Genomic DNA, 24,303 nt, shown 5'->3' with positions numbered 1-24,303 from the left:
CGGTGCTAGTGTCCTTCGTCGCTCGGAGGGGCCGGGAGTGTTCCCCTGACTCACGGTGCAGGAGTGGTGAAGTGCAGCTCGCGCCCGAACGGCTCCGCGGGGGCCCTTTCGGACTTCCCCCGCCGAGTCGCCGAGATCAGCACTCCCAGGGGTGCGCTACACCATATACTTCTACGCGCCTGTAGAAGAGTGGGGGGCGCCCAGCTGTACCTGGGCCGACTTTGAGGGCGGAAGATCCCATGAGGAGGGCGCACAACGGTGAGCGGTGACCCAGTCCACCGACTCGGAGAGCCATCTGTCAACGTGCCAGCGCCAGAGAAACTTCCGTCTGGCGCGACCTGCCGCGGTCACGGGCCCGGCACCTGGCACGCACTCTCACTTATCCACTGACGTGCCGTTTCGGGACCGGTCCACTGCCGGGGGCTCACAGAACAGAACGCAAACGAAGGAGTGAACGCCGCGATGGTGTTCAAACGACTGCTCGGCTCGCTCGGTGTCGGCGCGCCCTCCGTGGATACGGTGCTGGACACCGTCCCCGTACGCCCCGGAGGGCCGCTGACCGGGCAGATCCACCTCCAGGGTGGAAACTCGGACTACTACATTGAGCAGATCAACCTGGAGCTGGTGGCCCGGGCGGAGGCCGAGCACGAGGACGGGGAACACGAAGGCGTGGTCCTCTTCGACCACTTCACCGTCGGTGGCGGATTCCGGCTCGCCGAGGGTGAGCATCGCAGCCTGCCCTTCACGGTCCACCTCCCCTGGGAGACGCCGATCACCGAGCTGTACGGGCAGCCACTGGGCATCATCCTCGGGGTCCGCACCGGTCTGGAGGTCGCAGGCGCGAAGGACAAAGGGGACCTGGATCAGCTGACCGTGACTCCGCTGCCGGCCCAGGGGGCCGTCCTGGAGGCCCTGGGGCAGCTCGGTTTCGGCTTCAAATCCGCCGACCTGGAACTGGGGCACATCGGCGGGACGGCGCAGAGGCTGCCGTTCTACCAGGAGATCGAGCTCACCCCCGCCCCGCAGTACGCCCACGCCATCAACGAGCTCGAGGTGACCTTCCTCGCGAACCCCGGTGGCATGGAGGTCGTCCTGGAAGCCGACAAGCGCGGCGGGCTCTTCTCCGGCGGGCATGACGCTCTCACGCTCTTCACCGTCAGCCACGAGGGCGTCGAGCACCGCGACTGGAACACGGAGGTCGACGCCTGGATCCGGCAGCTCGTCGACCACCGTGCATCCCACGGCCCCTATGAGCACGGTGGCTCTTACGGACACGGCGAGTCCTACCCGCACGGCTACGGCCACGGTCACAGCGACCATCATCACGACGGCCACCACCGCTCCGGCCCCAGCACAGGAGCAGTCGTCGCAGGCGTCGCGGCGGGTGTCGCGGTCGGCGTTGTCGGCGGCATGGTCGCGGCGGAGGTCGTCGACGAGATCGGTGACGCCTTCGAGGAAGAGGAGGACTGAGCCGCCGCCGCTCGGTGTGTGGTCAGTGGTCGAGCGGGGTGTGCCGCACCCTGGCACGTCCCGCTCGGCCGGTGACAGTGGGGGCAGTCTGCGGGACCCGAAGCACGCGGGCTCACCAGCCGATGTACGTCACAGCACCTTGCGGAACGCGGGAAGTCGGCGCAGTCCGCCTGCCAGCATGAAGGTCACCACGGTGGTGAGCACGCTGGTCGTCGCCCAGGCACCGACCGCGGGCAGCTCGCGGTCCGCCAGGTAATACTGCACGATGACGACCAACGGCACATGAGCGATGTACACGGCGTAGGAGTCCGCCGCCAGTTCCGCCGACAGGCGGCTGCTGCCGGTGACCACTTCCCGGAAGAGGGTGAGCAGCCCGACGCACAGGGTCACGCACAGCGCGCTGTCGTACGCCGCCCACGCCAGGGCGGGCCCGTTGAAGCCGCCAGGACCGAAGCAGTCGGCGTCCGCGCCGATCAGGAACAGCACGGCGACTCCGGCCAAGCCGCTGCCCAGCCATGTCCATCCGACGCAGGCGTTGAACCTCTCCAGCCAGTCATATCGATGGGCGAGCACACCGAGGATGAAGAAGGCCGCGTACTGAGGCACCCGGGCGGGCTCGATCTGTAGGAAGTCGAGCAGGGGAATCCATGTGTCCAGCGGGTACCTCAGTCGAATGAGGAAGGTGGCGGCTGCTATCGCGGCGGTCAGCCACAGCAGCGTCCCATGTCCGGGTGCTGGGCGCTGTTCGCGAATCCGGGTGTCGCGTCGGAGGCGCCGCAGCGCACGGCCGGCCCGGCTGCAGACGACGTACAGCACGGTGTAGGCCAACAGGTTCTGGATGAACCACAGATGCCCGAACTGCAGGTCCGGCCAGGACGGCCCCGTCCAGTCCGCAGGCTTTTCCCCCAAGCCGAGGTAGATGTCGGTGAAGTAGCGCGGGAAGGAGAGGGGCGGGTAGCCGCGGTAGTGGACGTAGTACGCGTACATCAGACCGGGCACGATCGTCAGCGCGCCGACCACCACAGGGATACCGAGCCGGATCAGTCGGCTTCTCAGGAACCGTCGGGCGCCGCTGCGCCGATAGGAGCCGGGCTGGAAGACGGCGGAGACGAAGAAGAACAGGCTCATGAAGAACGAGCCGTCGACCGCGGACAAGGTGGTCAGGGCAGGTGTGTGCGGCTGTCCTTCGACGTACCACCAGTCGGCGGGGCCATAGGGCTGGGCAGCATGGTGCACCACGACCAGCACCGTCAGCGCGATCCGTAAGTTGTCCAGCCAGTTCAGGCGATGAACGGGAGGTACCGCAGAGGGATACGTACCGGCGTCGGTTGTGTACATGTGTAGAGAATGCTCAACATGTGTACACCAACGCACTGGGGTTATCCCCCCGCTCCGTCCTCCAGTGAGCCGTAGAACCCCTGTAGGAGCACGCGCTGATTGGCCGCACTGCGCTGGGCCAGTACCTGCGGATCGAACATCGGCTCTTGGTGATGGGGCTGCATCACCCGCTCCAGCAGCAGGGGTCCGAGAACCAGGCACAGCACCTGGAACGGGGCCCACTCGGCGACCGGTGCCTGCTTGCCGTACTCCGCTGACAGCCGCCGCACCTCCGCTCGGGCTCCGCTCAGCAGCCGACCGAACAGCTGAGCACTGGCCGCGCTGTCCTCCAGCAGGATGTGCCGCAGGTAGCCGCGCAGCACCGGGTCCGCCCCGAAGAGCTGGGCCGACGCCTTGCCGAGTGACTCCATCAGCCCGACATCCGGATCCAACTCGGCCAGCCCCTTGCCGATCCGGTCCAGCACGTGCTCGTCAACGGCCGCTCGCAGCCCCTCCTTTGAGCCGAAGTGCCGGGTCACCAGCGCCGGCGACAGCCCCGCGGCCGCTGCCACCGCTCGCGTCGACGTCGCCTCGAAACCGTGCTCGGCGAACAGTTCCAGCGCCGCGTCCCGCAACCGTGCCCGCCCCGTCAGATCACTCTTGTCAACCGCCGTCATGCCCGCAGCGTAATCACCCGCCCACCAGCGGCACTTCCACTGTCCCTGTCCGCGCCCCACCCACGGACATCTACAGTGCTGTAGATTTTTATCGCGGTTCATCGAGCACCAGAGCCGCGTTCAAAAGGGCCCGCCGCGATGTCTCGGCGTGCTGCGACGCCACCACCCCACCATCCATGGAGAAAGCAGGCCCCCGTGCTAGGGATAAGCGAGCTGGCCCTCCTCCTCATCGTCGTCATTGTCGTTATCGGTGCCAAGAAGCTCCCCGAACTGGTCCGTTCCATGGGCAAGTCGGCCCGTATCTTCAAGAGCGAAGCCAAGGCGATGGCATCCGATGACGACAGTCAGCGGGACCGCTCCGGTCCGAGGGTGATCCAGGCTCAGCCCGGCGACGTGATCAGCTCCCGGACAACGGACACCGAGCCGGGCAGCGGGAGCGGCGGCGCCGGACCGCGCTGATTCCGCCAGGAGGGGCGGGTCGGGTACGGCGCTGGTGTGGCCTGGTCGGCACGTCATCGTGCGGCCTGTTCTCATCATGGGGCTTACGCCGCGCCTATCCGCCCGGGACGCGAGCCCGTCGCCCCTCATCCTCGTCGGCCGGCGCCAGACATTGGCAGGCACCGCGCGTGGTGCCCAAGTCCGCTTCGAGGTCGTCCAGGGCCTGCCGGGCGGCCGCGATCCTTGCACGCAGCGGCTCCGGAGTGGGTCCGATGGGTGCGGGGCCCGGCGGTTCGGCCTTCTCTGCTTCCTCCATGGCGCGGGCTTCCTCGAGGGAGTTGATGACAACGCCGATGAGCAGGTTCACCAGGACGAACGAACCCAGCAGCACGAACGAGGCGAAGTAGACGATGGTCCAGCGGGAGATCTCCAGTCCCGCCCGTACCGCGTCCCCCAGCCCGTCCAGGGTGATGAGCAAGAAGAGCGTCAGGACAGCCCGACCGATCGAGCCGTAGTGCTCCGGGTCGTCATCGGCGAAGAACACCCAGCCGACCATGGCGTACACATACAGCAGCAGAGTGCCGACCAGCAGGAAACTCAGGGTGCCGGGCAGGCTCTTGCCGATGGCCGTGATCACCACCCGTATCTGTGGCAGGAACCGCGCGGCCCGCAGCACCCGTGCCAGGCGCAGCAGCCGCAGAACCGTCGCGTTCTCGCGTGTGACGGGCAGGAAGGCCAGCGCCACGACCGCCACGTCGAACAGGTTCCAGGGATCGCGGAAGAAGTCCCCAGGCCGGTCCCCGTGGGCCACTATCCGCAAAAGGATCTCGGCTGTGAAGATCGCCAAGAACCCGTGTTCCAGCGCCTTCAGTTCAGTGTGCCAGTCCTCCACCACGCCGCTGTACGTCTCGACGCCGAGGACCGCGGCATTGGCCATGATGACGCTGAAGACCACCACACCGAACCAGCCCGAGTCGACGACCCGGCGGGAACCCTCCACGAGGGCGTGCACCTTGGGCGCGACAGTACCGTCCACCATCTCGCTTCCACTACATTCTGAGCTGCCACCCGAAGCCGCGGTGACGGGGCATGGCGCAGGGAGATTCCTGGTCCGCGGCCGCGACCTCCCGCGCCCGAGGCTGCCCCGTAACCACCTATGGCAACAGGCCGAACACCGCTGCTCCCACGTGCTTTCGCGATATCCGGTCGAGCAGAACCATGGAAGCCGCTTCCGCCACCGGTTCGGGGACCGGCCTCACGGCGTCGTCCGGGTATGCCGTGTCAGGCCCGGACACCGCGCGCAGCAGGCGGTCAAGACCCCGCTGGTGCCGGGCGAAGACGCATGGTGGAGCCCACCGGCCCCGCGCCTTCTGCCCCGTCAGCGCCTCGTCCACCCCCACGTCCAAGAGCACCACGTGCAGCTCCCGTTGCTCCCGCCGGCTGTGCCGGGCCAGCCACCGACGGAGCCAGGGTCGGCTGCCGCAGTCGTGCACCAGCAGCGGGGACATGCGGCGAATCCGCCGACGCAGCCATTGGAAATGCCTGAGTCGAGCCCAGGGTCGGTATACGCCGTACGGCAGCCAATCGGGCATGGCCGCCTCGCATGCGAGGCGGACCGCCCTCGGATCGATGGCGGGCGCCGCATTGGACCAGCGTTCCATCAACGTGCTCTTCCCGCTTCCGGGCAGGCCGGAGACGACCACCACGGCGTTGGCCGGGTAGACCAGGACGGCGGGGGCGTCCTCCCTCCCGCGCAGGTCGACCATGCCCTGCGGCCGAAGACATCTGCCTGGCCAACGGCTCCGTGGTGCCGTTGTGCCCACCTCGTCGACCGTGCTCACGGATGCCTCTTATTCCGCGGTCAGTGACCGCAGCGTTGTGTGAACGGTTGGGCAACCCGTAGGTATGACCAACCGGCGATTCGCCAGGTGGTCGCGGTGTGACCGCACCGCAGTGTCACGTCAGCGGCTGGAGGCTCTCACACATTGACGCCGTAGTCCTTGGCGATGCCCACCATCTCCCTCACCCTCGCCGGTCCTGTTGTCACCGGTGTGCCGAACGGCGTTTTCGGGAGTTGCCCGGTTGTTGAAGAAGACGAAGTGCTGGTCCGACAGGACCCGGCCGTCTGCCCCCAGTACGAGGGCGCTCGCATCGAGGTCCACGTCCCCGGGGCCGGTGTTCACCTTCCAGCCGAGGCCCGCGACGACGCTGGCGATGCCGGGCTGGGAGCGGGTGAGGGAGAGATTGCCGCCTTTGGACAGGCTCACAGTCACAGGGCACAGCTCCTGGGGTTCAGGTGACCAACACACGGGGTGGGCAGGCGTGAACGCTCGCAGAAGTAGGTTTCTGCTGTCGCCACTGCCGGATCCGGCCGTAAATCTACAGCACTGTAGAAGCGTGGGTGCGCCGCAACCGATCATTTGAAGCCAGGGGAAGCGAGGGTGCCGCTGCGGCCCGCGAGGGGCTCTACAAATCTGTAGATTCTGTTTTCTCCCCACAATGGAGGTACTACTGAGAAGGAGATGCAGATGACGCTGTGGGACCGCCTCAAAGACTCGGTTCAGACGATGCAGGCTCAGCTCACGGCGAAAAAGCATGAGTTGCAGAGCGCGGCGTTCCGGGACGCGAGCATGGCCATGTGCGCCTTGGTGGCGGCGGCGGACGGCACGATCGACCCGTCCGAGCGGCAGTGCGTCGCCCAGCTCATCGCCACCAACGACGTGCTCCAGAACTTCCCACCGGATGATCTGCACCGCCGCTTCGAGGACCACCTCGACGAGCTCACCACGGACTTCGCCCTCGGGACGGCGAGCGCCATGCGGGAGATCGGCAAGGCGAAGCGGAGGCCCGCCGAGGCGCGGGCCGTCGTCTAGATCGGCAACGTCATCAGTTGCGCCGACGGCTACTTCGACGAGAGCGAACGGGACGTCGTCCGCGAGGCTTGCTCAGCCCTGGACATCCCCCCCGGCCGAGTTCGATCTGTACCGGCCGCTCCGCGTCCCCCGCCCGTACCGGGCCCCGGACGAGCTCCCATAGGCGGCCGGCGAGCGGGTGTCCGGGCGGGCGGACTTCGGTACGGGGCGGGCGATACGGCCCGAGGCCGCCGTACCCGGCGATGACCTCCAGGTCTTCCTCAAGGTGCTGGCCAGCGGAACCGCCAGAGGCTCTTCGCACACTTCGCGACGGGGAGGAACTGACCGTCGGTGAGGTTGCCGAGCGCGCCGGGCTCGGCCCGTCGACCACCTCCGAGCACCTCGCGGTCCTCCGGCGCGGCGGCCTGCTCCAGTCGACGCGCAGCGGCAAATTGGTCCGCTACCGCGCCGACCGGGAAGGCATCGCCGAAATGCTCGGCCAGCTCCATTCCTATCTCCTCGCCCCCTCCGAACCGCAGGACACCCCTGTTACCCAGGGCTAGCGCATGACGAGCGGTCGGCCTCCCGACCTGCCCACGATTGCTGCACACAGCGGGCAGATCCAGCGGTGCGGCGCATGCCTGCCTGGCTAGACCGGGGTGGCCGCGTGCAGGATGACGAACAGCGTGACCGCCGAGTTCGCCGAGGAGAGCGCCGACGCCGTGGTACCCATAGCGGCCCCCCATGCGGCCAGACCCACCGCCGTGAAAACGGGGGGCCAGACGCGCCCGGCGGGGGCCGGACCCAGCAGAGCGGCCACCCGGCGCGGCACCGGTCCCATGACTGCGAAACCCGCCAGCGTGGCGACCGGCGCCCCGCGGGAGATCAGCGCGGACCTGCCCACCGCCAGCGCTACGGTGCGCCGGCTGCCGACCGCTTGGGCCGCCTCCTCGTCCGCCCACCGCTCGGCCGTGTAGGCGACCGCGGTCCGCAGCGGGCGCAGGAACGGGTTGGCCCGCGCCGCGAGTTGCACGGTGAGCAGGAACCGATGGTGGCGGCGGGCCAGATGCGCGCGCTCGTGAGCGAACAGTGCCCGGCGCTCGGCCGAATCCAGCCCGGTGAGCATCCCGGTACTCACCACGACCCGGTCACGTCTGCCCGGCAGCGCGTAGGCATACGGCAGTTCGTCGCGCAGCACCGCCACCGGCGTGGCGGGTAGACCCGCAAGCGCACGCTCGGCGCGGCGCCGTACGCGCTGATGACGCCACACCGTCCGTGCGCACGCGGCGAGTACGGAGAGCAGAGCGGGGATGGCGGCCTTGCCCGCCACCTCGTCGTACGGGACGGCCTCGCGCACCTCCTTGTCCGACCAGCCGTCCGGCAGCGGGTTGCCGGGCAATTGCGCGGTGCCGACCACCATCAACAGCGCCAGACACAGCGTGCTGCACACCGCGAACACCCCCGCGACCGCCGACAGCAGCCAGGTCGCCGCACGTGGGTGCAGATGCTGCTCCGCCAGGCGGGCGATAGGCCACGCCGTTAGAGGCAGCACCAGCGGCAGGAAGACGAAGACCCCCATGAGCTCCTCTACTCCTCGGCTTCCCGGGCCTGCTCCAACAGGCCCCGCAATACCTGCTCATCCTGCGGCGGCAGGCCGGTCACGAAGCTGGCGAGCACAGCCTCGCGGTCACTCTCCCCGTCCAGCAACCGCCGCATCCTCAAAGCCGCCAAGCCCGCTTCGTCGGCGGTCGGGGTCCAGACGAACGACCGGCCCGACTTCTTCCGAGTCACTGCCCCCTTGGCCAGTAGCCGCGTGAGAATGGTGATCACGGTGGTGTAGGCGAGAGTACCGCCGAGTCGCTCCTGGACCCATGTCGTGCTCGCCGGCCCCGGCGCCTCGTGCAGAGTCGCCAGCACCTGCGACTCCAGCTCGCCCTGACCGCGCCGTCCGCCGTGCTCCTGGTCTCTCACCCCGCCACCCTCCACTCGCGTCAGCAGGCTGTGATCAGGCCGTGCGGTGTGGGGCGTCGGTGGCCTGTCTCCCGGGCCTCTTTCTATCGCGCCGACGCAGTTCGTCGCGTACGAAGTCCGAGACCGGCGCGGAACCGTCGATGATGTCGGCGTATCGCTGCTCGGCCTGCTTCCGGTAGCGGCGTTCGCGCAGCTTCCGTAGGAACTGCCAGGGCTTGGGGTTGTAAGCCAGGTCGTGTCGAGCGGCAAACAAAAAGTCCACCTGCGCCTCGGTGTGATCTGTGAACACGCTGATGTAGTCGTCCGGGCGGTCCTCGAAGCGGTGAAGTGCGCCCATCACGTTCTGCGCTGCTTCTCGTACCGGGGCTGGCGCGCACAAATACACCCTCATCAGGACAGCGTGGAGTTCAACTTGGGCCTGCATCATCCTTGTGCGGGCGCCCTCAGCAGACCGATGACGGTACAGGCGCCAGATAGGCTGCCGAAGCAGGGATGGACGGGTGGCCTCTCTCCGGCGCAAGAAGTACTCGAATATGGTGAATGTGCACCGCTGCGCGGCTTCCATGAAGCGGTGGTAAGCCTGGGCACGGTCTTCGGCGCTGCCGATGCGGGCTATACCTATGGAGCGGTTGCGGCCGAGGACGGCACTGGCGATGCTCCCGGAGGCCCGGAGGCCCGGAGGCCCGGAGGCCCGGAGGCCCGGAGGCCCGGAGGCCCGGAGGCCCGGAGGCCCGGAGGCCCGGAGGCCCGGAGGCCCGGAGGCCCGGAGGCCCGGAGGCCCGGAGGCCCGGAGGCCCGGAGGCCCGGAGGCCCGGAGGCCCGGAGGCCCGGAGGCCCGGAGGCCCGGAGGCCCGGAGGCCCGGAGGCCCGGAGGCCCGGAGGCCCGGAGGCCCGGAGGCCCGGAGGCCCGGAGGCCCGGAGGCCCGGACGGCGGCGGGGGTGACGGGATCCATGGCGGCTTTTCTACACGCCTCGGTGATTGTCACGCTTGGAGATTCCAACCGTCGGCCTGAACTGCCCGCGGTCTCCAAGGTGTCATCTCGTCGCACCGCGTCGAGGGGGTCCCTGTCGAAGTGGCAGGCTGGACTGGGCGGTTTGGTACGCGTTCAGACGTGTGCCTCCACTATCAGGAAGAACCGGCCAACCCAAAACGGGACACCACCGCCATCATCGACGCACCACTCCCCGCCGTTAACAGAACGGATCCCCATGAATTGTGAACACGTTGAGCGTGGTGGAGATGGGCAAACTTCTGATGAGCCTTCCCACGTCCCTCGTTTCGTCACCTCCTGTGTGAATGCGACAGATCCTGATGAACCGCTGGGGGCCGCTCGGAGGCTCGGGGCTCCTGGGCAGGAAGCATGGATTCGACGATTTCTCGAGGAAGCCCCCTCGATGAACGCTGGAGAAACGCGCAGGCTGCGCAGCCTCCTCAAGCGTATGTGCGTGTGAAACTCCTTGCCCCCGGGTCGTCAGCCGGGGGCAAAGCGCTTATGCTGCGATCTCCTCACTGGACTTCCAGTGGGGACGCAGCCGTTCCTGGACGAGGTGGCTGCGGTTGAACGCCTTCGCCTTGATCGGTGGCCGCACGGCTATCCCGTGCAGGTACCTCCTCAGCAGGGCTCGGCGCTGGTGGAGTGATCCAGTGCGCCAACCGTTCAGCAGTTCCGCCTTCGGGGCCTCGCGGGTGGGTGTTCCCTCTGCGGCGGTGACCGCGTCCCGGAGCCGTGAGATCTTCTTGTTGAGACCGGACAGCATGGCGAAGAAGTCCTCCTCCGTCAGCTCTGTGTCGTTCAGGGCGCCTTCCGTCCAGCGGCGCAGAAGATTCTGCTTGCGGGTTGATTCGTGTTCGAGCGTGGCGCGCAAGGTGGTGAGCTGCTCTGGTGTGCCCAGCTCGTCTTCCAGCGCGGTATTCATGGCCTTCTCCAGGAAGGCGATCATGGCGCGCTCGACGGCCTCCTCAGCGGCGTCTGCCGCGATGCTTGTGCCGCCGCACCCTCCATGGGCAAGCGGGGGACACCGATAGGTGCGGCGCCCTTCCGCCCGCGACCTGTGCCCTACAAGCCCCTTCCCGCAATGTCCGCACGTGAGGATGCCGGAGAGAAGATATCGGCAGGTGATCGAGGGGCGACTTGTGCCCTTGGTGATGCCGCTGTTCTGGCGGCGCAGTTGGAGTTCGAACTGGACCTGTGACCAGACCTTGGGTTCGACGATGCGTTCCCAGGTGCCGAGCAGTGGGTGGCCGTCCTCATCGAAGAGCACTCGGGACCATCCGTCCCAGGCCAGTGCCGGGTCGATCCGGTGCTTACCGGCGTAGGAGACCATGCCTGCGTACCGGGGGTTCCGCAGCATCTTATTGATCATGTTGGAGGACCAGAGCTTCGCCGCGGGTGGCTTGACGCCGTTCCGGTTGAGTTTGGTGGCGATGCTGTATGAGGTCTCGCCGGTGAGGCAGTCGTCGAAGATGTCGACGACGACTCGTGCCTCGTCGGGAATGCGCGTGCCCTTGTCCGGTCCCTTGCGGACCCAGCCGTAGGCGATGCGGCCCTGGACCCTGCCGGCCTGGGCACAGGCGAGGTGGAGGCGGGCGACGCGGCGTGAGGTGTCCTCGGAGGACTTCAGCGCCATCACGCACATCATTCGGGCCATGTGCCGGTCGCTGTCGTTGATCAGGTTCATCCGGCCGCCGGTTGCGCCTACGGCCGGTCGCTGGACGTACTCGACGATGTCGATCAGGTCTTCGAGGTCCCTGGGCTGGCGGACCAGGCGGTCCAGGTCGTAGAAGACCACTCCGTCGATGACACCGCTGGCCAGATCAGCCAGGAGTTCGCGGAACTTCGGACGGATGACCACCCAGTCGATCGAGCCGTCGTCCCGGATCACCTTGCGCTTCTTGAAGGCGGAGGTGTCGTTCTCCTTGTAGATCTTGGCGAAGGGGCCCCAACCCAGGCGCTGGCGGGTGTCCTCGGCGTCTTCTTGCTGGCGGTCGACGCCTGCCTCGAGCCCGAAGCGGTCGGAAGAGATCCGCAGGTAGGCGCCGGGTCGCTTGGGAATGTACGCGGAGAGCTGGTCGTACAGGTTGAGGGTGACGCGGCTGCGGTGGGCCTGGGGTGGGATCTGGAGGTCGTCCCACAGGGACAGGACGGACATGGTGGTGCTCAGCTCCGGATGGTCGTGTCTTCCGACACCGGGCACCTTCCGTGGAACTCAGGGGCTGGGTGAGACCGTGGGCCGTCGCTAGGATGCGTCGCCGCGGCCAGCGGATACTGGGGCGCATGCGTATCGACTTCGATCCCGAGACCATGGGCTCCACCCCCTTCTACAAGCTGCTGACCTCGGTCGTCGTGCCTCGACCGATCGCTTGGGTTTCGACGATCAGCCCAGACAACTGTTCTCCGAACCTCGCCCCGCACTCGTTCTTCACCGTCGCTGCCGTGGCTCCGCCCATCGTGCAGTTCACCTCCGTGGGGCGTAAGGACTCGCTGCGGAACGTCGAGGAGACCGGGGAGTTCGTGGTGAACCTCGCGCCCGAGGGGCTGTTCGAGCAGGTCAACGCGACCGCGACGGACTTTCCGCACGGGGTGAGCGAGTTCGAGGCGGTGGGGGTGGCGCAGGAGGCGAGTGCGCGGGTGAAGCCGCCTCGGGTGGCGGGGTCGCCGGTGGCGTTGGAGTGCGTGGTGCACAGCACGATGGGGCTCGGCAATTCGACGGTGGTCTTCGGGCGGGTGGTGCATGCCGCGATCGACGACGCGGTGATGGTCGACGGGCATGCGGAGATCACCAGGCTGCGGCCGCTGTCCCGGCTGGGGAAGAACGAGTGGGGCACGGTCGGTGACGTGCTGGACCTCGCCCGGATCCGTTACGCGGACTGGGAGGGCCAGGGGCCCGAGAAGGTGTGAGGGGCAGGGGCCGGAGGAGGGGGCCGGAGGAAGGGGTCGCGGTGATCGAGAGCGTCGTGTTCGACGTCGGCTCGACCCTCGTCCGCGAGGACCGCTACTGGGGTTCCTGGGCCGACTGGCTCGGGGTGCCGCGGCACACCCTGTCCGCGCTGGTGGGGGCCGTCGTCGCGCAGGGGTGGGACGACAAGGACGCGATCCGTCTGGTGCGGCCGGGCGTGGACGTCGACGCCGAGTGGCGGGCGCGGGAGGCGGCGGGGCGGGGGGAGTGGCTGGACGACTCCGACGTCTACCCCGATGTGCGGGCCGCGCTCGGCGCGCTGCGGGAGTCGGGGCTGCGGGTGGTCCTGGCCGGGAACCAGACGCTGCGGGCGGGTGAGCTGCTGCGGGAGCTGCGGCTTCCGGTCGATGCCGTGGCGACGTCCAGCGAGTGGGGGGTCGCCAAGCCCGATCCGGAGTTCTTCCGGCGGGTGCTGGAGCTCGGCGGGGCCGCGCCGGGGGACACGTTGTACGTGGGTGACTATCCGGCCTTCGACATCCGGCCGGCGAAGGCCGCCGGGCTGCGGGCCGCGCATATCCGCCGGGGCCCGTGGGCGTATCTGTGGGCCGATACCGCCGACGCGGCGCTGGCGGACTGGCGGATCGACTCGTTGAGTCAGCTGGTGGAGATCGTCACCGAATCGTCGGTGTGACCGCCCTGGTGGCGGCCGGCCCGCCGGCTCAGGGCAGGGGCGTGCGCTGGGTGAGGAATTCACACCCGGTGTGATGCGAGTGCTTGCATATATCTACCGCACACCCTTCCCGGGTGCCCTGCAGAGCGATTGACTCGTCCCATGCCGCTCAGGGGGCGCCAGACCTGAGCGAAGGGGCCGCCGGACTCCTCCCTCCTCGGCCGGCGGCCCATCTCCCTGTCTGTGGGGATCCCTGTCCGTGGATGGATCCCTGTCCGTGGATCCCTGTCCGTGGATCCCTGCCCGTGGATCCCTGTCCGTGGATGGATCCCTGTCCGTGGATCCCTGTCCGTGCGGAGAAGCGCGTCAGCCCGCCGACTCGGCCGCGTGGGCGCTCAGCACACCGAGGCCCACCAGTGCGAAGAGCGCGATGCCCAGCAGAATCCGGTAGATCACGAACGGCATGAAGCTCTTGCTGGAAATGAACTTCATGAACCACGCGATGACGACATAGCCGACGACGAAGGCGATGACGGTCGCGAAGATCGTCGGGCCCCACGCCGTATGCCCCTCGGACGCGTCCTTCAGCTCGAAGACGCCCGAGGCCAGTACCGCCGGCACCGCGAGAAGGAAGGAGTAGCGGGCCGCCGCCTCGCGGGTGTAGCCCATGAGCAGTCCGCCGCTGATGGTCGCGCCGGACCGGGAGACGCCCGGCACCAGCGCCATCGCCTGGCAGACGCCGAATATGAGGCCGTCCCGGATGCTCAGCTCCTTCAGCGTCTTGCGCTGGTTGGCGACGCGATGCCGGCCGCCGGACTCATCGCGCGCCGCGCGCCGGTCCGCGAAGCCCAGGACCAGGCCCATGACCACGAGGGTCGTGGCGATGAGCCGCAGATCGCGGAACGGACCCTCGATCGCGTCCTGCAGGGTGAGCCCGAGCACGCCGATGGGCAGTGAGCCGACGATCACCAGCCAGCCCATCTGGGCGTCGTGGTTGCCGCGCCACTCCTTGCTGAAGAGGGAGCGGAACCAGGCCGACACGATGTTGACGATGTCCTTGCGGAAGTAGATGAGCACCGCGAGCTCCGTGCCGATCTGGGTGATCGCGGTGAACGCTGGCCCAGGGTCGTTCCAGCCGGCGAACGCGGCCGTGAGCCGCAGATGGGCGCTGGAGGAGATCGGAAGAAACTCAGTCAACCCCTGGACCAGCCCGAGGATGAATGATTCAAACCACGACATTGAGTCTTCGCTATCCAGAGGCTGATCGTGCGCTGATCGGTTTCTGGCCAGAGATGGCCAGGCGTGACCGATTCAGGCGGGGTGGTCGGTGGGAAGCCGGCGGTCGAGGATCAACTGCCGGGTGTGGGCAGCGTAGCGTCCCCGGGTGCGTGGCCCATCAAGGGCCCGGTCGGACCATCGGTTCATCGCTTCGACCTTGGGTACTCGGCGCTCGGCCGCCCGGTCGCGGGCGCCCTGGTGAGGATCAGCCGTGGACAGCTGTGAACAGCCTGAACAGCCGAGGAGCCGAACCGTATGACCGCGATCGGGCACGACGGAGGACAGGGAGGCCGAGGGGACGGGCCCGGCGGGACGATCACCACCAAGGTCCCGGCACGGCTGGACCGGCTGCCCTGGTCGCGCTGGCACTGGATGATCGTGATCGGCCTCGGCACCGTATGGATCCTGGACGGTCTCGAAGTGACCGTCGTCGGCAATATCGCCAGCCGCCTCTCCGAGCCCGGCAGCGGGCTGCCCATCACCGACGCGCAGGTCACCGGCGTCGCGGCGGCCCTCTATGTGGCCGGGGCCTGCACCGGGGCGCTGGTCTTCGGCTGGCTCACCGACCGCTACGGCCGCAAGAAGCTCTTCCTCATCACACTCGGGGTCTATCTGGCCGCCACCGCGCTCACCGCCATCGCCTTCTCCGCCTGGTGGTTCTTCCTCTTCCGCTTCCTCACCGGCTTCGGCATCGGCGGGGAGTACGCGGCCATCAACTCCGCGATCGACGAGCTGATCCCCAGCAGGTACCGGGGCCGCGTCGATCTGGTCATCAACGGGAGCTTCTGGCTCGGCGCGATGGGCGGCTCGCTGCTCTCCGTGCTGATGCTCAACACGCATTTCTTCGCGCTCAACGTCGGCTGGCGGCTCACCTTCGCCCTCGGCGTCGTTCTCGGCCTGGTCATCCTGCTGGTGCGCCGGAACGTCCCGGAGAGCCCGCGCTGGATGTTCATCCACGGCCGGCCGGAGGGCGCGGAGGAACTGGTCGCGGAGGCCGAACGGCGGATCGAGGAAGAGACCGGGCGGCGCCTGCCCGAGCCGGACAAGGCCATCACCATCAAGACGCGGAAGAGCACCGGCTTCATCGAGATCGCCCGGACGCTCTTCCGGGCGTATCCCCGGCGCGCGGTCCTGGGGCTGGCCCTCTTCATCGGGCAGGCGTTCCTCTACAACGCCATCACCTTCGGCTTCGGCTCGATCCTGGTGCAGTTCTTCGATGTGCCCAGCGGCGACACCGGCTACTACTTCGCGGTCATCGCCTTCGGCAACTTCCTCGGGCCGGCCCTGCTGAGCAGGCTCTTCGACACGGTCGGCCGTCGCCCGATGATCTCGGGGACCTACATCCTCTCCGGTGTGCTGCTGTTCATCACCGCCTGGATGTTCGGCAACGGCTGGCTCAGCGCGACCACGATGACCGCCTGCTGGTGCGTGGTCCTCTTCTTCGCCTCGGCCGGTGCGAGCTCCGCGTACCTGACGGTCAGCGAGGTCTTCCCGATGGAGACGCGCGCCCTGGCCATCGCCTTCTTCTACGCCATCGGCACGGCGGCCGGAGGCATCACCGGTCCGCTGATCTTCGCGGATCTGACGCAGAGCGGAGTCGTCGCCGACACCGCGCTGGCCTTCTCCATCGGGGCGTCGCTCATGGTCGCCGCCGGGCTCGTCGCCGCCTTCCTCGCCATCCCGGCGGAACAGCGCTCGCTCGAGGACATCGCCGAGCCGCTGTCCGCCCGCGCCGCCGCCCATGGACCGGGTGACGGCTGAGCGGGTCCCCCGCCTCCGGTCCGCCGCTCGTCAGGCCGACGGCGGCGTCCCGCCCGCGGCCGGATCCTCGGCGAGGCGCTCCCCGGGGCCCGCGGGCCGCAGCCGGCCGCGTTTGCGCCAGGCCACCAGCGCCCCCGCGACGGCGGGCACCGTGATGAAGGCCAGCGCGAGGAGGAAGGCGGGTGAGGTGGGGGTGGTGGCGCGGCTGCCCGCGACCACGTACGCGGCGGTGTTCGGCACACTGCCCAGCCCCGTGGCCAGCAGGAACGACGGCCAGCCCATCCGTGAGACGGCCGCGCAGTAGTTGGCGGCGGCGAACGGTACGCCGGGGAACAGCCGGATCGCCAGCATGGACCGGAACCCGTGGTGGCTCAGCTGCCGGTCCGCCGCCGTGAGCCAGCGGCCCCGCAGCAGCGGCCGCAGCGCGTCCTGCCCCAGCAGCCGGCCGAGACCGAAGGCGATCCCGGCGCCGATCACCGTGCCGCCGACGGCCGTGACCAGCCCGGCCTGGATGCCGAAGAGCGCACCGGCCGCCAGGTTCAGCAGCGGCCGGGGCACCAGGGCGGCGGTGCCCACTCCGTACGCGGCTGTGAACAGCACCACGGCCGTCGCGCCCGACAGCTCCGGCCAGCCGTGGGTCAGCAGCCGCTGCGGCTGCCACAGCCAGACCGCGATCGCGGAACCCGTGAGCAGCGCGGCGAGCAGCCCCAGCCGCGACCACGGCGAGAGGAGCACGGCGCGGGTGCGGCGCGTGGCCGGTTTCGCGGGCGGTGCGGCGACATCGAGCATCGGTGGAGCGTAACCGACCAAGCCGGGCGGGCGCCGTGATGTCGTCGCGTTGTCGTCCGATTGTCGGCAGACCGTCGACAGAGGGTCGGCGGACCGTCTCAAACCAGTCGGCGGGCGGTCCGAAACCAGACGGCGGACGGTCGAAGACCAGGCGCCGGGCCCGGGCCGGACACCGGAAACGAGCAGGCCGGACGCCCGGTCATCCATCCCTGTGCCCCCGGGCGTTCGCTCCCGGACCACCGGCCCCACCGGTCCCGTACGCACCGAAAACCATTCGACGCGGACCGTACAGTGCGCGAAGATCACAGCATGTTCCGGCTCGCCTTCCTCACGCCGACGTCCGCGGTCGCGGACGCGCCGAAGGCTGCCGTCCCCTCTCTCGCTCCGGCCGCGGTCGCCGCCCTCACGACGGATCCGCCCGCCGCCGTTCCCGCCGTCTGCCTCCACGGCGCCCGAAGCTGACCCTCCTCGGACAACTCCGACGGATCCCCCAGGGGGAGGGTCGGCGAGGTTCTGGGGTCCGCGCTTCCCACCCCCGCTGACGAGGAGAGACCGTCGCATGTCCAAGCAGACCTATGTGCGCACCAAGCCGCATCTGAACATCGGCACCATGGGCCATGTCGACCACGGCAAGACCACGCTGACCGCCGCCATCACCAAGGTGCTGAGCGAGCGCGGCACCGGCGGCGCCTACGTACCGGCGGACCGTATCGACCGGGCGCCGGAGGAGGCCGCGCGCGGCATCACCATCAACATCGCGCATGTCGAGTACGAGACCGAGACCCGCCACTACGCGCATGTCGACATGCCCGGCCACGCCGACTTCATCAAGAACATGGTGACCGGGGCCGCCCAGATCGACGGGGCGATCCTCGTCGTCTCCGCGCTCGACGGGGTGATGCCGCAGACCGCCGAGCATGTGCTGCTGGCCCGTCAGGTCGGCGTCGACCACATCGTGGTGGCCCTCAACAAGGCCGACGCGGGCGACCCCGAGCTCACCGACCTCGTCGAGCTCGAGGTGCGCGAGCTGCTCTCCGCACACGGCTATCCCGGCGACACCACACCCGTCGTACGGGTCTCCGGGCTGCGGGCGCTGGACGGCGACCCGCGGTGGACCGGGGCGATCGAGGCGCTGCTGGACGCCGTGGACATCTATGTGCCGACGCCCGTGCGCCTCACCCGGGCCCCGTTCCTGCTGCCGGTGGAGAACGTGCTGACCATCACCGGACGCGGCACGGTCGTCACCGGCGCCATCGAGCGCGGCACGGTACGCGTCGGCGACCGTGTCGAGGTGCCCGGCACCGAGGTGGCCACGGTGGTCACCGGGGTGGAGACCTTCGGCAAGTCCATGGCGGCGGCCGAGGCGGGCGACAATGTCGCGCTGCTGCTGCGCGGGGTGGCGCGGGACGCGGTGCGCCGCGGCGATGTGGTGGCGGCGCCCGGCAGCCTCGCACCCAGGCGGCGGTTCACCGCGCGGGTGTACGTCCTGTCGGCGGCCGAGGGCGGGCGGCGGACCCCGGTGTCCACCGGCTACCGCCCGCAGTTCTACCTCCGCACGGCCGATGTGGTCGGCGCCGTGGACCTCGGGCCCGTGGCGGTGGCGCGCCCCGGTGACACCGTCACCATGACGGTCGAGCTTGGCCGCGCCGTACCGCTGGAGCCGGGCCTCGGCTTCGCGATCCGCGAGGGCGGCCGCACGGTGGGCGCGGGCACGGTGACCACCGTGCTCGACCAGCCGTAAGGATCAGCGGTCCCGCTCGCCCGCTTCCTCGAGCAGGAAGCGGGCGAGCGGGAGCCAAGGAGCCCGTGACGGCACAATGAGACGGTGAACGAGCCGATACCCGTAAGCCGCGCCGTGGACGGCGGTACCGCCAAGCTGATGCCGGACCTGGACCGCCCGCACGCCTGGCTGCTCACGGTGGACGGCGCCCCGCAGTCGTACGTCGACCTGGACGATCCGGTCCATCTCGAATTCGAGTACGCGCGGCGGATCGCCCATGTCCTGGACGCGGCGGCCGATCCCGGCGACCCGCTCGACGTTCTGCACCTGGGCGGCGGGGCGCTGATGCTGCCCCGCTATCTGGCCGCCACCCGCCCCGGCTCGCACCAGGTGGTGATCGAGGCCGATCGGGGGCTGCTGGAGCTGGTCGCCGAGCATCTTCCGGCGCCGTCCGGGGCGGGTATCACGGTGCGGCCGCAGGACGCCCGGACGGCGCTGGAGTCCGCGCCCGAGGGGTCCGCCGATGTCATCGTGGCGGATGTCTTCGGCGGTTCGCGGGTGCCCGCACATCTGACCTCCGTCGAATACGCCCGCGCCGCGGCCAGGGCGCTGCGGCCGGGCGGGTGGTACGTGGCGAATCTGGCCGACGGGGCGCCGTTCGCCTTCCTCCGCTCCCAACTGGCCACCTACCGCACGGCGTTCGCGCATCTCGCCCTGATCGCCGAGCCGTCCGTGCTGCGCGGCCGCCGGTTCGGCAACGCCGTACTGGTCGCCTCCCAGTCCGAACCGCCGGTGGCCGTGCTGGCCCGCCGTGCGGCGGCGGACGCCTTCCCGGCCAGGGTCGAGTACGGGGCGGCGCTGGAGCGTTTCATGGGCGGCGCGGCGCCGGTACGGGACGAGGACGCCACACCGTCGCCCGAGCCGCCGGACGGGGCGTTCAGCGTGGGCTGACCGGCTCCGGGGCGGCGTCCGTGGCGGCGGGGCCGCCCTCGATGACGGGCGTGCTCTCGCGTCGGTGCAGCCGCCGTACGTCCGGGACCGTCAGCACCGCCAGCGTCAGCGCCAGGATCAGCGCCGAACAGCCCCACAGCGAGGCCGACCTGCCGAACGCCTCCTCGGCCGGGCCCGCGAGCGCCGTGGCGACCGGCACCATGGCGACGGAGCCGAACCAGTCGTACGCCGAGACCCGCGACAGCTTGTCCTCGGGAATCTCCTGGTGCAGCGCGGTCATCCAGGACACCCCGAACACCTCCACCGACACCCCGACCAGGAACATCACCACGACCAGGGCCGGAATCGCCACCGGGACGGCCAGCGCGGCCGCCGGCAGGGCGAGCGGCAGGATGCTCAAGGAGCCCGCGAGCAGCAGTCGGCGCGGCCGCCAGCGCATCATCAGCAGACCGCCCAGGACGGTGCCCGCGCCGAACGCCGCGAGCGCGAACCCCCAGGGCCGCGCGCCGCCCAGATGGTCCTCGGCGACCAGCGGGCCGAACACCGACTCGGCCGCTCCCACCACGGCGTTGACGACGGCGAACTGCACGATGATGGACCACAGCCAGGGACGGCCGATGACTTCGTGCCAGCCCTCGCGCAGATCCCGCAGCATGCCGCCCCCGGGTTTCCGCCCGGCCACCGCGCTGACGTCGAGCAGGGCGCGCAGGGAACCGGCGATCGCGAACGCGGCGGCGTCCACGGCCAGCATCCAGCCGGGGCCGACCACCGCGATCAGCGCGCCGCCGAGCGCGGCCCCGCCGATCTGCGCACCGTTCATGCCCATCCGGAACAGCGCGAAGGCGCGGGCCGCCTGTTCGCCGGTGACGCTGGAGAGCAGCATGCCCTCGGCGGCGGGGGAGAAGAACGCCTGCCCGGTGCCGCCGAGCGCGGAGAGCACGGCCATCTGCCACAGCCGCGCCTCGCCGGACAGGACGAGCACGGCGAAGACCGCCTGCGAGGCGCAGTTGAGGCTGTTGGCGGCGACCATCACCCGGTGGCGGGGCAGCCGGTCCGCCAGCGCGCCGCCGATCAGCAGGAAGACCACCAGCGGAACCGTGCGGGCCGCCGCCACCAGCCCGACGTCGCCGCCGTCCCCACCGGCCTCCAGCACCGCGAACGCCGCCGCGATGAGGGCTCCGGCGTTCCCGAGGCCCGTCACCACGGCGGCGGCGGTCAGCAGGGTGTAGTTGCGGCCGGCCCACGCGGGGCGGCGCGATCGGAGGCCCGGGGCCGGAGGAGTCGTCACATCGGGACTATCCCTGGGGGCGGGCCCCGGCGTCCAACCGTATTCCGGCCGCCGTCACCGGTGGTCAGGCGGTGGTCAGGAGACCTCCGACTTCACCGGCCGCAGCGAACTCATGATCTTCTTGATCGTGGCGTCCGGGACCTCTTCCTTGGTGCCCTTGACGGAGTAGAGGACCCACGTCGCGAAGTCACCGTTGGTGTCCGTGTAGGTCACCGTGACGGACTTGCCGTCGGTGGTGCACTTGTCGGTCTTCTTCACCCCGGTGACGGTGGCCGAGGCGGTGTAGCCCTTGAGGCCGTGGGCGCTGGTGAACTTCTTGGCGTCGGTGACCTTGCGGGTCCCGGTCTGGTCCTGGTCGAAGGCGGCGAAGACCCAGTTCTCGGCCTCGACCTTGGCGGCCGACGCCTCGTTCTTCGCGCCCTGCGCACCCTTGGAGCCCGCTCCGGCGGCGTGGCTCTTGTTGACGTAGCCGTCCTTGTCCTTGACCGAGCAGTAGTCCTTCTTGTACCTGGCCGGAGCGGACATGACAACGAGCGGCTTGCCCTTGTCGTCCTCGAAACCGGTGCTCAGCCCCGGCGATTCGACCGTCCACTCCGGGGGGACGTCGAAGGCGTTGTGCCGCTTGGGGCTGACGACCGGCTTCCAGCCGGGTATGACCGCCTTGACGTCGGTGGCGTCACCGCCGGCGCGCGGGTTGTCCGCACCGCCGCCGCCCGGGTCCTCGGTCGGCTCGTCGGAGGTCGGGGCGGACGAGGAGACGGCGGGCGTCTTGTCCTTTCCCTTGGACTCGTCACCGCCGTCGCTGTCGTCCTTGCCCAGGACCAGCGCACCGGTGATGGCGGCGGCCGCGACGACCGCGATCGCCGCGACGATGGCGATGGTCGTCGTGCGCTTCTTGTTGTCGCGCGGCGGCTGCGGTGCGCCGGGCGGGCCGGACGGAGCGCCCCACTGCTGGCCGGTCGGCTGCGGCGGACCCTGTGGCGGGCCGTACCCGGGCTGCTGCGGCTGGCCGTAACCCGGCTGCTGCCCGTACCCCGGTTGCTCCGGCTGACCGGGCTGTCCCGGCTGCTGCTGAGGAGGCTGCTGATAGGGATTCGGCTGCTGGTATCCCGGCTGCTGATACGGGTTGGACTGGTCGTATCCCGGCTGCTGGTACCCCGGCTGCTGATAGGGGTTCTGACCTTGCGGGTTGTTCTGCTCGCCCCCGGGCGGCTGCTGTCCTGGCCACATGGCGAGTAACGATAGAGGGGGCCGACGACGGCTGCTACGGCTGCCCCGTGAACCGCCCCTTCCGCCGTTTTCTACTGGGTGGTAACTTCCGTGGCATGTCAGAAACTCAGCCTTCCGTCGGTGAGATGCTCGCCGCCACGGTTCCCATGGTGCGCACCCTGAACCTGGAGTTCATCGAGGCGTCGCCCGAGCGCGCGGTGCTGCGCCTGCCCGACCAGTCCGACTTCCACAACCACGTCGGCGGCCCCCACGCGGGCGCGATGTTCACCCTGGCCGAGTCCGCGAGCGGCGCGATCGTGCTGGCGGCGTTCAGCGATCAGCTCGGCCGCGCCGTACCGCTGGCCGTGCGTGCCGAGATCGGCTACAAGAAGCTCGCCAAGGGTCCGGTCACCGCGACCGCCACCCTCGGCCGGACCGCCGCCGAGGTGGTCGCCGAGCTGGACGCGGGGAAGCGCCCCGAATTCCCGGTGAACGTCGCGATCACCCGGGAGGACGGCGCCGTCACCGGCGAGATGTCCATCGTGTGGACCCTACGTCCCCAGTCCTGAGCGGTCATCCCTTCGCCGGACTCGACGCGAGCGGGAGCACGACCTGGGGATGATGGCGACCGCGTGCCGATTGAGTAGTCTTCCCGGGGTGCGCCGCGCTCCCGTCCGGCGCACGCCGGGAAGCGATCGCCACATGGGGAGGAACCGGCGTTGCATATCGAGGAATGGCTCGAGACCGTACCCGCGGTCAGCGTGTATCTGCTGGTGGGTCTCGTCATCGGCCTGGAGAGCCTGGGAATCCCGCTTCCCGGTGAGATCGTCCTCGTCAGCGCGACGCTGCTGGCGGCCTCACAGGACCACATCAACCCCTACGTCCTCGGCGCCAGCGCCATCGCGGGCGCGGTGATCGGCGACTCCATCGGCTATCTCATCGGCCGCAAGGGCGGCCAGCCACTCCTCACCTGGCTGGGCCGCAAATTCCCCAAGCACTTCAGCGCCGAACATGTGGCGACCGCCGAGCGCTCCTTCCAGAAGTGGGGCATGTGGGCGGTCTTCGTCGGCCGTTTCATCGCACTGCTGCGCATCTTCGCGGGTCCGCTCGCGGGTGTGCTGCAGATGCCGTACTGGAAGTTCCTCATCGCCAATGTGCTCGGCGGCATCATCTGGGCCGGTGGCACCACCGCGGTCATCTACTCCCTGGGCAAGGTCGCCGAGGACTGGCTCAAGCGCTTCTCCTGGCTCGGGCTCGTGCTGGCCCTGCTCTTCGGCCTCGGCTCGATGCTCGTCATGAAGTGGCGCTCCAAGAAGGCCAAGCCCACCGCCGCGGTCACGACGGCCGATTCCGAGACGGCCGAGCCGGAGCCGGTCCGGGCCGGCGACTGAGGCGGTCGCCTGCCGAAGCGGTGGACCGGCCAGGGCGGGGAACACGAAGAGGACAACCAGGTGGGAGTAACGGTGCGGGACGCCTTGATCTTCGGTATCGGCGGCAAGGAGCCACAGATCGCCCCCGAGGCGTTCGTGGCTCCCACGTCGGTGGTGATCGGCGAGGTCGTGCTGGCCGCGGGAGCGAGCATCTGGTACCAGGCGGTGCTACGGGGCGACGGCGGCCCCATCGTCGTCGGCGCGGACAGCAATATCCAGGACAATTGCACGGTGCACGTCGACCCCGGATTCCCGGTCTCGATCGGTGAGCGGGTCTCCGTCGGGCACAACGCGGTCGTGCACGGCTGCACGGTCGAGGACGATGTGCTCATCGGCATGGGGGCCACGGTCCTCAACGGCGCCCGGGTCGGTGCCGGATCGCTGGTCGCCGCCCAGGCCCTGGTGCCGCAGGGCATGGAGATACCGCCCGGCTCACTGGTGGCCGGGGTGCCGGCGAAGGTGAAGCGCGCCCTCACCGACGAGGAACGGGAAGGCATCAAGCTCAACGCCCAGGTGTACGCGGACCGGGCCGAGCAGTACCGGGAAGCGCTCAGAGGCGGCGAGTAACTCGATGTGATCGGATGG

General features: G+C 69.4%; 23 protein-coding genes and 2 pseudogenes. 12 read left to right on the top strand and 13 right to left on the bottom strand.

Annotation, left to right across the window (positions count from 1 at the left end; translation table 11 throughout):
* Positions 1 to 462: 462 nt before the first annotated feature.
* Positions 463 to 1,470, top strand: coding sequence for a sporulation protein (locus J8403_RS06670; protein ID WP_211122329.1), 1,008 nt, complete (start codon positions 463 to 465; stop codon positions 1,468 to 1,470).
* A 129-nt stretch (positions 1,471 to 1,599) separates the two neighbouring features.
* Here J8403_RS06670 and J8403_RS06665 read toward each other — a convergent pair whose 3' ends face one another.
* Entirely contained in the window at positions 1,600 to 2,808 is a 1,209-nt protein-coding gene (locus J8403_RS06665) for an acyltransferase family protein (RefSeq protein ID WP_211122328.1), read from the bottom strand.
* Positions 2,809 to 2,849: 41 nt separating this feature from the next.
* Complete coding sequence (locus J8403_RS06660; RefSeq protein WP_211122327.1) at positions 2,850 to 3,464, bottom strand: TetR/AcrR family transcriptional regulator; 615 nt, start codon at positions 3,462 to 3,464, stop codon at positions 2,850 to 2,852.
* Between the two features lie 195 nt (positions 3,465 to 3,659).
* Between J8403_RS06660 and J8403_RS06655 the strand changes: the two genes are divergently transcribed.
* Positions 3,660 to 3,923, top strand: a complete 264-nt coding sequence (locus J8403_RS06655) for a twin-arginine translocase TatA/TatE family subunit (protein WP_425519755.1) — start codon at positions 3,660 to 3,662, stop codon at positions 3,921 to 3,923.
* 94 nt (positions 3,924 to 4,017) lie between these two features.
* Here J8403_RS06655 and J8403_RS06650 read toward each other — a convergent pair whose 3' ends face one another.
* The 3 genes and pseudogenes from J8403_RS06650 to J8403_RS06640 form a co-directional block, all read right to left on the bottom strand.
* Positions 4,018 to 4,941: an ion transporter gene (locus J8403_RS06650; RefSeq protein WP_211122325.1), complete on the bottom strand. Its 924-nt coding sequence runs from the start codon at positions 4,939 to 4,941 to the stop codon at positions 4,018 to 4,020.
* A 115-nt stretch (positions 4,942 to 5,056) separates the two neighbouring features.
* On the bottom strand, positions 5,057 to 5,668 hold the full coding sequence (locus tag J8403_RS06645; protein WP_246585727.1) for an ATP-binding protein: 612 nt from the start codon (positions 5,666 to 5,668) through the stop codon (positions 5,057 to 5,059).
* A 249-nt stretch (positions 5,669 to 5,917) separates the two neighbouring features.
* Positions 5,918 to 6,175: pseudogene (locus J8403_RS06640) on the bottom strand (TerD family protein); the annotation flags it as partial.
* A gap of 255 nt (positions 6,176 to 6,430) precedes the next feature.
* Between J8403_RS06640 and J8403_RS43495 the strand changes: the two are divergent.
* Both J8403_RS43495 and J8403_RS43490 read left to right on the top strand, forming a co-directional pair.
* Positions 6,431 to 6,938: pseudogene (locus J8403_RS43495) on the top strand (tellurite resistance TerB family protein).
* A gap of 79 nt (positions 6,939 to 7,017) precedes the next feature.
* Positions 7,018 to 7,317 carry an ArsR/SmtB family transcription factor gene (locus J8403_RS43490; RefSeq protein WP_246585726.1) on the top strand — a complete coding sequence of 100 codons (300 nt, stop codon included), beginning with the start codon at positions 7,018 to 7,020 and terminating at the stop codon, positions 7,315 to 7,317.
* 86 nt (positions 7,318 to 7,403) lie between these two features.
* On the opposite strand, the gene J8403_RS06630 is transcribed toward J8403_RS43490, so the two are convergent.
* The 4 genes from J8403_RS06630 to J8403_RS06615 form a co-directional block, all read right to left on the bottom strand.
* On the bottom strand, positions 7,404 to 8,333 hold the full coding sequence (locus J8403_RS06630; protein WP_211122323.1) for a M56 family metallopeptidase: 930 nt from the start codon (positions 8,331 to 8,333) through the stop codon (positions 7,404 to 7,406).
* 8 nt (positions 8,334 to 8,341) lie between these two features.
* Complete coding sequence (locus J8403_RS06625; RefSeq protein WP_211122322.1) at positions 8,342 to 8,725, bottom strand: BlaI/MecI/CopY family transcriptional regulator; 384 nt, start codon at positions 8,723 to 8,725, stop codon at positions 8,342 to 8,344.
* Between the two features lie 34 nt (positions 8,726 to 8,759).
* The gene (locus J8403_RS06620) at positions 8,760 to 9,062 is read right to left on the bottom strand and encodes a hypothetical protein (protein WP_211122321.1); all 303 of its coding nucleotides are present in this window, start codon (positions 9,060 to 9,062) and stop codon (positions 8,760 to 8,762) included.
* 1,154 nt (positions 9,063 to 10,216) lie between these two features.
* A complete protein-coding gene (locus J8403_RS06615; RefSeq protein ID WP_211122320.1) occupies positions 10,217 to 11,875 on the bottom strand; it encodes a recombinase family protein in 1,659 nt (552 codons plus the stop codon).
* Positions 11,876 to 12,000: 125 nt separating this feature from the next.
* On the opposite strand from J8403_RS06615, the gene J8403_RS06610 reads away from it, so the two are divergent.
* Positions 12,001 to 12,624 (top strand): flavin reductase family protein, encoded by a 624-nt coding sequence (locus J8403_RS06610; protein ID WP_211122319.1) that lies wholly within the window; start codon positions 12,001 to 12,003, stop codon positions 12,622 to 12,624.
* Between the two features lie 41 nt (positions 12,625 to 12,665).
* The gene (locus tag J8403_RS06605) at positions 12,666 to 13,313 is read left to right on the top strand and encodes an HAD family hydrolase (protein ID WP_211122318.1); all 648 of its coding nucleotides are present in this window, start codon (positions 12,666 to 12,668) and stop codon (positions 13,311 to 13,313) included.
* A gap of 345 nt (positions 13,314 to 13,658) precedes the next feature.
* Here J8403_RS06605 and J8403_RS06600 read toward each other — a convergent pair whose 3' ends face one another.
* Positions 13,659 to 14,531 carry an undecaprenyl-diphosphate phosphatase gene (locus J8403_RS06600; RefSeq protein ID WP_211122317.1) on the bottom strand — a complete coding sequence of 291 codons (873 nt, stop codon included), beginning with the start codon at positions 14,529 to 14,531 and terminating at the stop codon, positions 13,659 to 13,661.
* Positions 14,532 to 14,825: 294 nt separating this feature from the next.
* Here J8403_RS06600 and J8403_RS06595 point away from each other — a divergent pair, with 294 nt between their 5' ends.
* Complete coding sequence (locus tag J8403_RS06595; RefSeq protein WP_211122316.1) at positions 14,826 to 16,331, top strand: MFS transporter; 1,506 nt, start codon at positions 14,826 to 14,828, stop codon at positions 16,329 to 16,331.
* 30 nt (positions 16,332 to 16,361) lie between these two features.
* Here J8403_RS06595 and J8403_RS06590 read toward each other — a convergent pair whose 3' ends face one another.
* Positions 16,362 to 17,120 (bottom strand): TVP38/TMEM64 family protein, encoded by a 759-nt coding sequence (locus J8403_RS06590; protein ID WP_211122315.1) that lies wholly within the window; start codon positions 17,118 to 17,120, stop codon positions 16,362 to 16,364.
* 559 nt (positions 17,121 to 17,679) lie between these two features.
* On the opposite strand from J8403_RS06590, the gene tuf reads away from it, so the two are divergent.
* Both tuf and J8403_RS06580 read left to right on the top strand, forming a co-directional pair.
* On the top strand, positions 17,680 to 18,861 hold the full coding sequence (gene tuf / locus J8403_RS06585) for an elongation factor Tu (RefSeq protein ID WP_211122314.1): 1,182 nt from the start codon (positions 17,680 to 17,682) through the stop codon (positions 18,859 to 18,861).
* Positions 18,862 to 18,945: 84 nt separating this feature from the next.
* The gene (locus J8403_RS06580) at positions 18,946 to 19,791 is read left to right on the top strand and encodes a spermidine synthase (protein ID WP_211122313.1); all 846 of its coding nucleotides are present in this window, start codon (positions 18,946 to 18,948) and stop codon (positions 19,789 to 19,791) included.
* Here the strand turns inward: J8403_RS06580 and J8403_RS06575 are convergent.
* Together J8403_RS06575 and J8403_RS06570 are read right to left on the bottom strand one after the other, a co-directional pair.
* Positions 19,778 to 21,079: an MFS transporter gene (locus J8403_RS06575; protein ID WP_211122312.1), complete on the bottom strand. Its 1,302-nt coding sequence runs from the start codon at positions 21,077 to 21,079 to the stop codon at positions 19,778 to 19,780. The two genes, J8403_RS06580 and J8403_RS06575, sit on opposite strands and share 14 nt — an antisense overlap.
* A 75-nt stretch (positions 21,080 to 21,154) precedes the next feature.
* Positions 21,155 to 22,309 (bottom strand): DUF8017 domain-containing protein, encoded by a 1,155-nt coding sequence (locus J8403_RS06570; protein WP_211122311.1) that lies wholly within the window; start codon positions 22,307 to 22,309, stop codon positions 21,155 to 21,157.
* A gap of 95 nt (positions 22,310 to 22,404) precedes the next feature.
* Here J8403_RS06570 and J8403_RS06565 point away from each other — a divergent pair, with 95 nt between their 5' ends.
* The 3 genes from J8403_RS06565 to J8403_RS06555 all read left to right on the top strand — a co-directional run bounded on the left by J8403_RS06565 (position 22,405) and on the right by J8403_RS06555 (position 24,285).
* Positions 22,405 to 22,857: a DUF4442 domain-containing protein gene (locus J8403_RS06565; RefSeq protein ID WP_211122310.1), complete on the top strand. Its 453-nt coding sequence runs from the start codon at positions 22,405 to 22,407 to the stop codon at positions 22,855 to 22,857.
* Between the two features lie 150 nt (positions 22,858 to 23,007).
* On the top strand, positions 23,008 to 23,679 hold the full coding sequence (locus tag J8403_RS06560; protein WP_211122309.1) for a DedA family protein: 672 nt from the start codon (positions 23,008 to 23,010) through the stop codon (positions 23,677 to 23,679).
* A 60-nt stretch (positions 23,680 to 23,739) separates the two neighbouring features.
* Positions 23,740 to 24,285: a gamma carbonic anhydrase family protein gene (locus J8403_RS06555; RefSeq protein ID WP_425519754.1), complete on the top strand. Its 546-nt coding sequence runs from the start codon at positions 23,740 to 23,742 to the stop codon at positions 24,283 to 24,285.
* The last annotated feature ends 18 nt before the right edge of the window (positions 24,286 to 24,303 follow it).

It is taken from the genome of Streptomyces yatensis, from assembly GCF_018069625.1.
Classification (GTDB): domain Bacteria; phylum Actinomycetota; class Actinomycetes; order Streptomycetales; family Streptomycetaceae; genus Streptomyces; species Streptomyces yatensis.
The sequence above is the reverse complement of the archived record's forward strand: the minus strand, read 5'-3'. Positions and strand labels throughout refer to the sequence as shown.

Coding starts and splice junctions, on each gene's coding strand:
- J8403_RS06670 (WP_211122329.1), top strand. CDS start 463: ATGGTGTTCAAACGACTGCTCGGCTCGCTCGGTGTCGGCGCGCCCTCC.
- J8403_RS06665 (WP_211122328.1), bottom strand. CDS start 2,808: ATGTACACAACCGACGCCGGTACGTATCCCTCTGCGGTACCTCCCGTT.
- J8403_RS06660 (WP_211122327.1), bottom strand. CDS start 3,464: ATGACGGCGGTTGACAAGAGTGATCTGACGGGGCGGGCACGGTTGCGG.
- J8403_RS06650 (WP_211122325.1), bottom strand. CDS start 4,941: ATGGTGGACGGTACTGTCGCGCCCAAGGTGCACGCCCTCGTGGAGGGT.
- J8403_RS06645 (WP_246585727.1), bottom strand. CDS start 5,668: ATGGTCGACCTGCGCGGGAGGGAGGACGCCCCCGCCGTCCTGGTCTAC.
- J8403_RS43490 (WP_246585726.1), top strand. CDS start 7,018: ATGACCTCCAGGTCTTCCTCAAGGTGCTGGCCAGCGGAACCGCCAGAG.
- J8403_RS06630 (WP_211122323.1), bottom strand. CDS start 8,333: ATGGGGGTCTTCGTCTTCCTGCCGCTGGTGCTGCCTCTAACGGCGTGG.
- J8403_RS06620 (WP_211122321.1), bottom strand. CDS start 9,062: ATGGGCGCACTTCACCGCTTCGAGGACCGCCCGGACGACTACATCAGC.
- J8403_RS06615 (WP_211122320.1), bottom strand. CDS start 11,875: ATGTCCGTCCTGTCCCTGTGGGACGACCTCCAGATCCCACCCCAGGCC.
- J8403_RS06610 (WP_211122319.1), top strand. CDS start 12,001: ATGCGTATCGACTTCGATCCCGAGACCATGGGCTCCACCCCCTTCTAC.
- J8403_RS06600 (WP_211122317.1), bottom strand. CDS start 14,531: ATGTCGTGGTTTGAATCATTCATCCTCGGGCTGGTCCAGGGGTTGACT.
- J8403_RS06595 (WP_211122316.1), top strand. CDS start 14,826: ATGACCGCGATCGGGCACGACGGAGGACAGGGAGGCCGAGGGGACGGG.
- J8403_RS06590 (WP_211122315.1), bottom strand. CDS start 17,120: ATGCTCGATGTCGCCGCACCGCCCGCGAAACCGGCCACGCGCCGCACC.
- tuf (WP_211122314.1), top strand. CDS start 17,680: ATGTCCAAGCAGACCTATGTGCGCACCAAGCCGCATCTGAACATCGGC.
- J8403_RS06570 (WP_211122311.1), bottom strand. CDS start 22,309: ATGTGGCCAGGACAGCAGCCGCCCGGGGGCGAGCAGAACAACCCGCAA.
- J8403_RS06565 (WP_211122310.1), top strand. CDS start 22,405: ATGTCAGAAACTCAGCCTTCCGTCGGTGAGATGCTCGCCGCCACGGTT.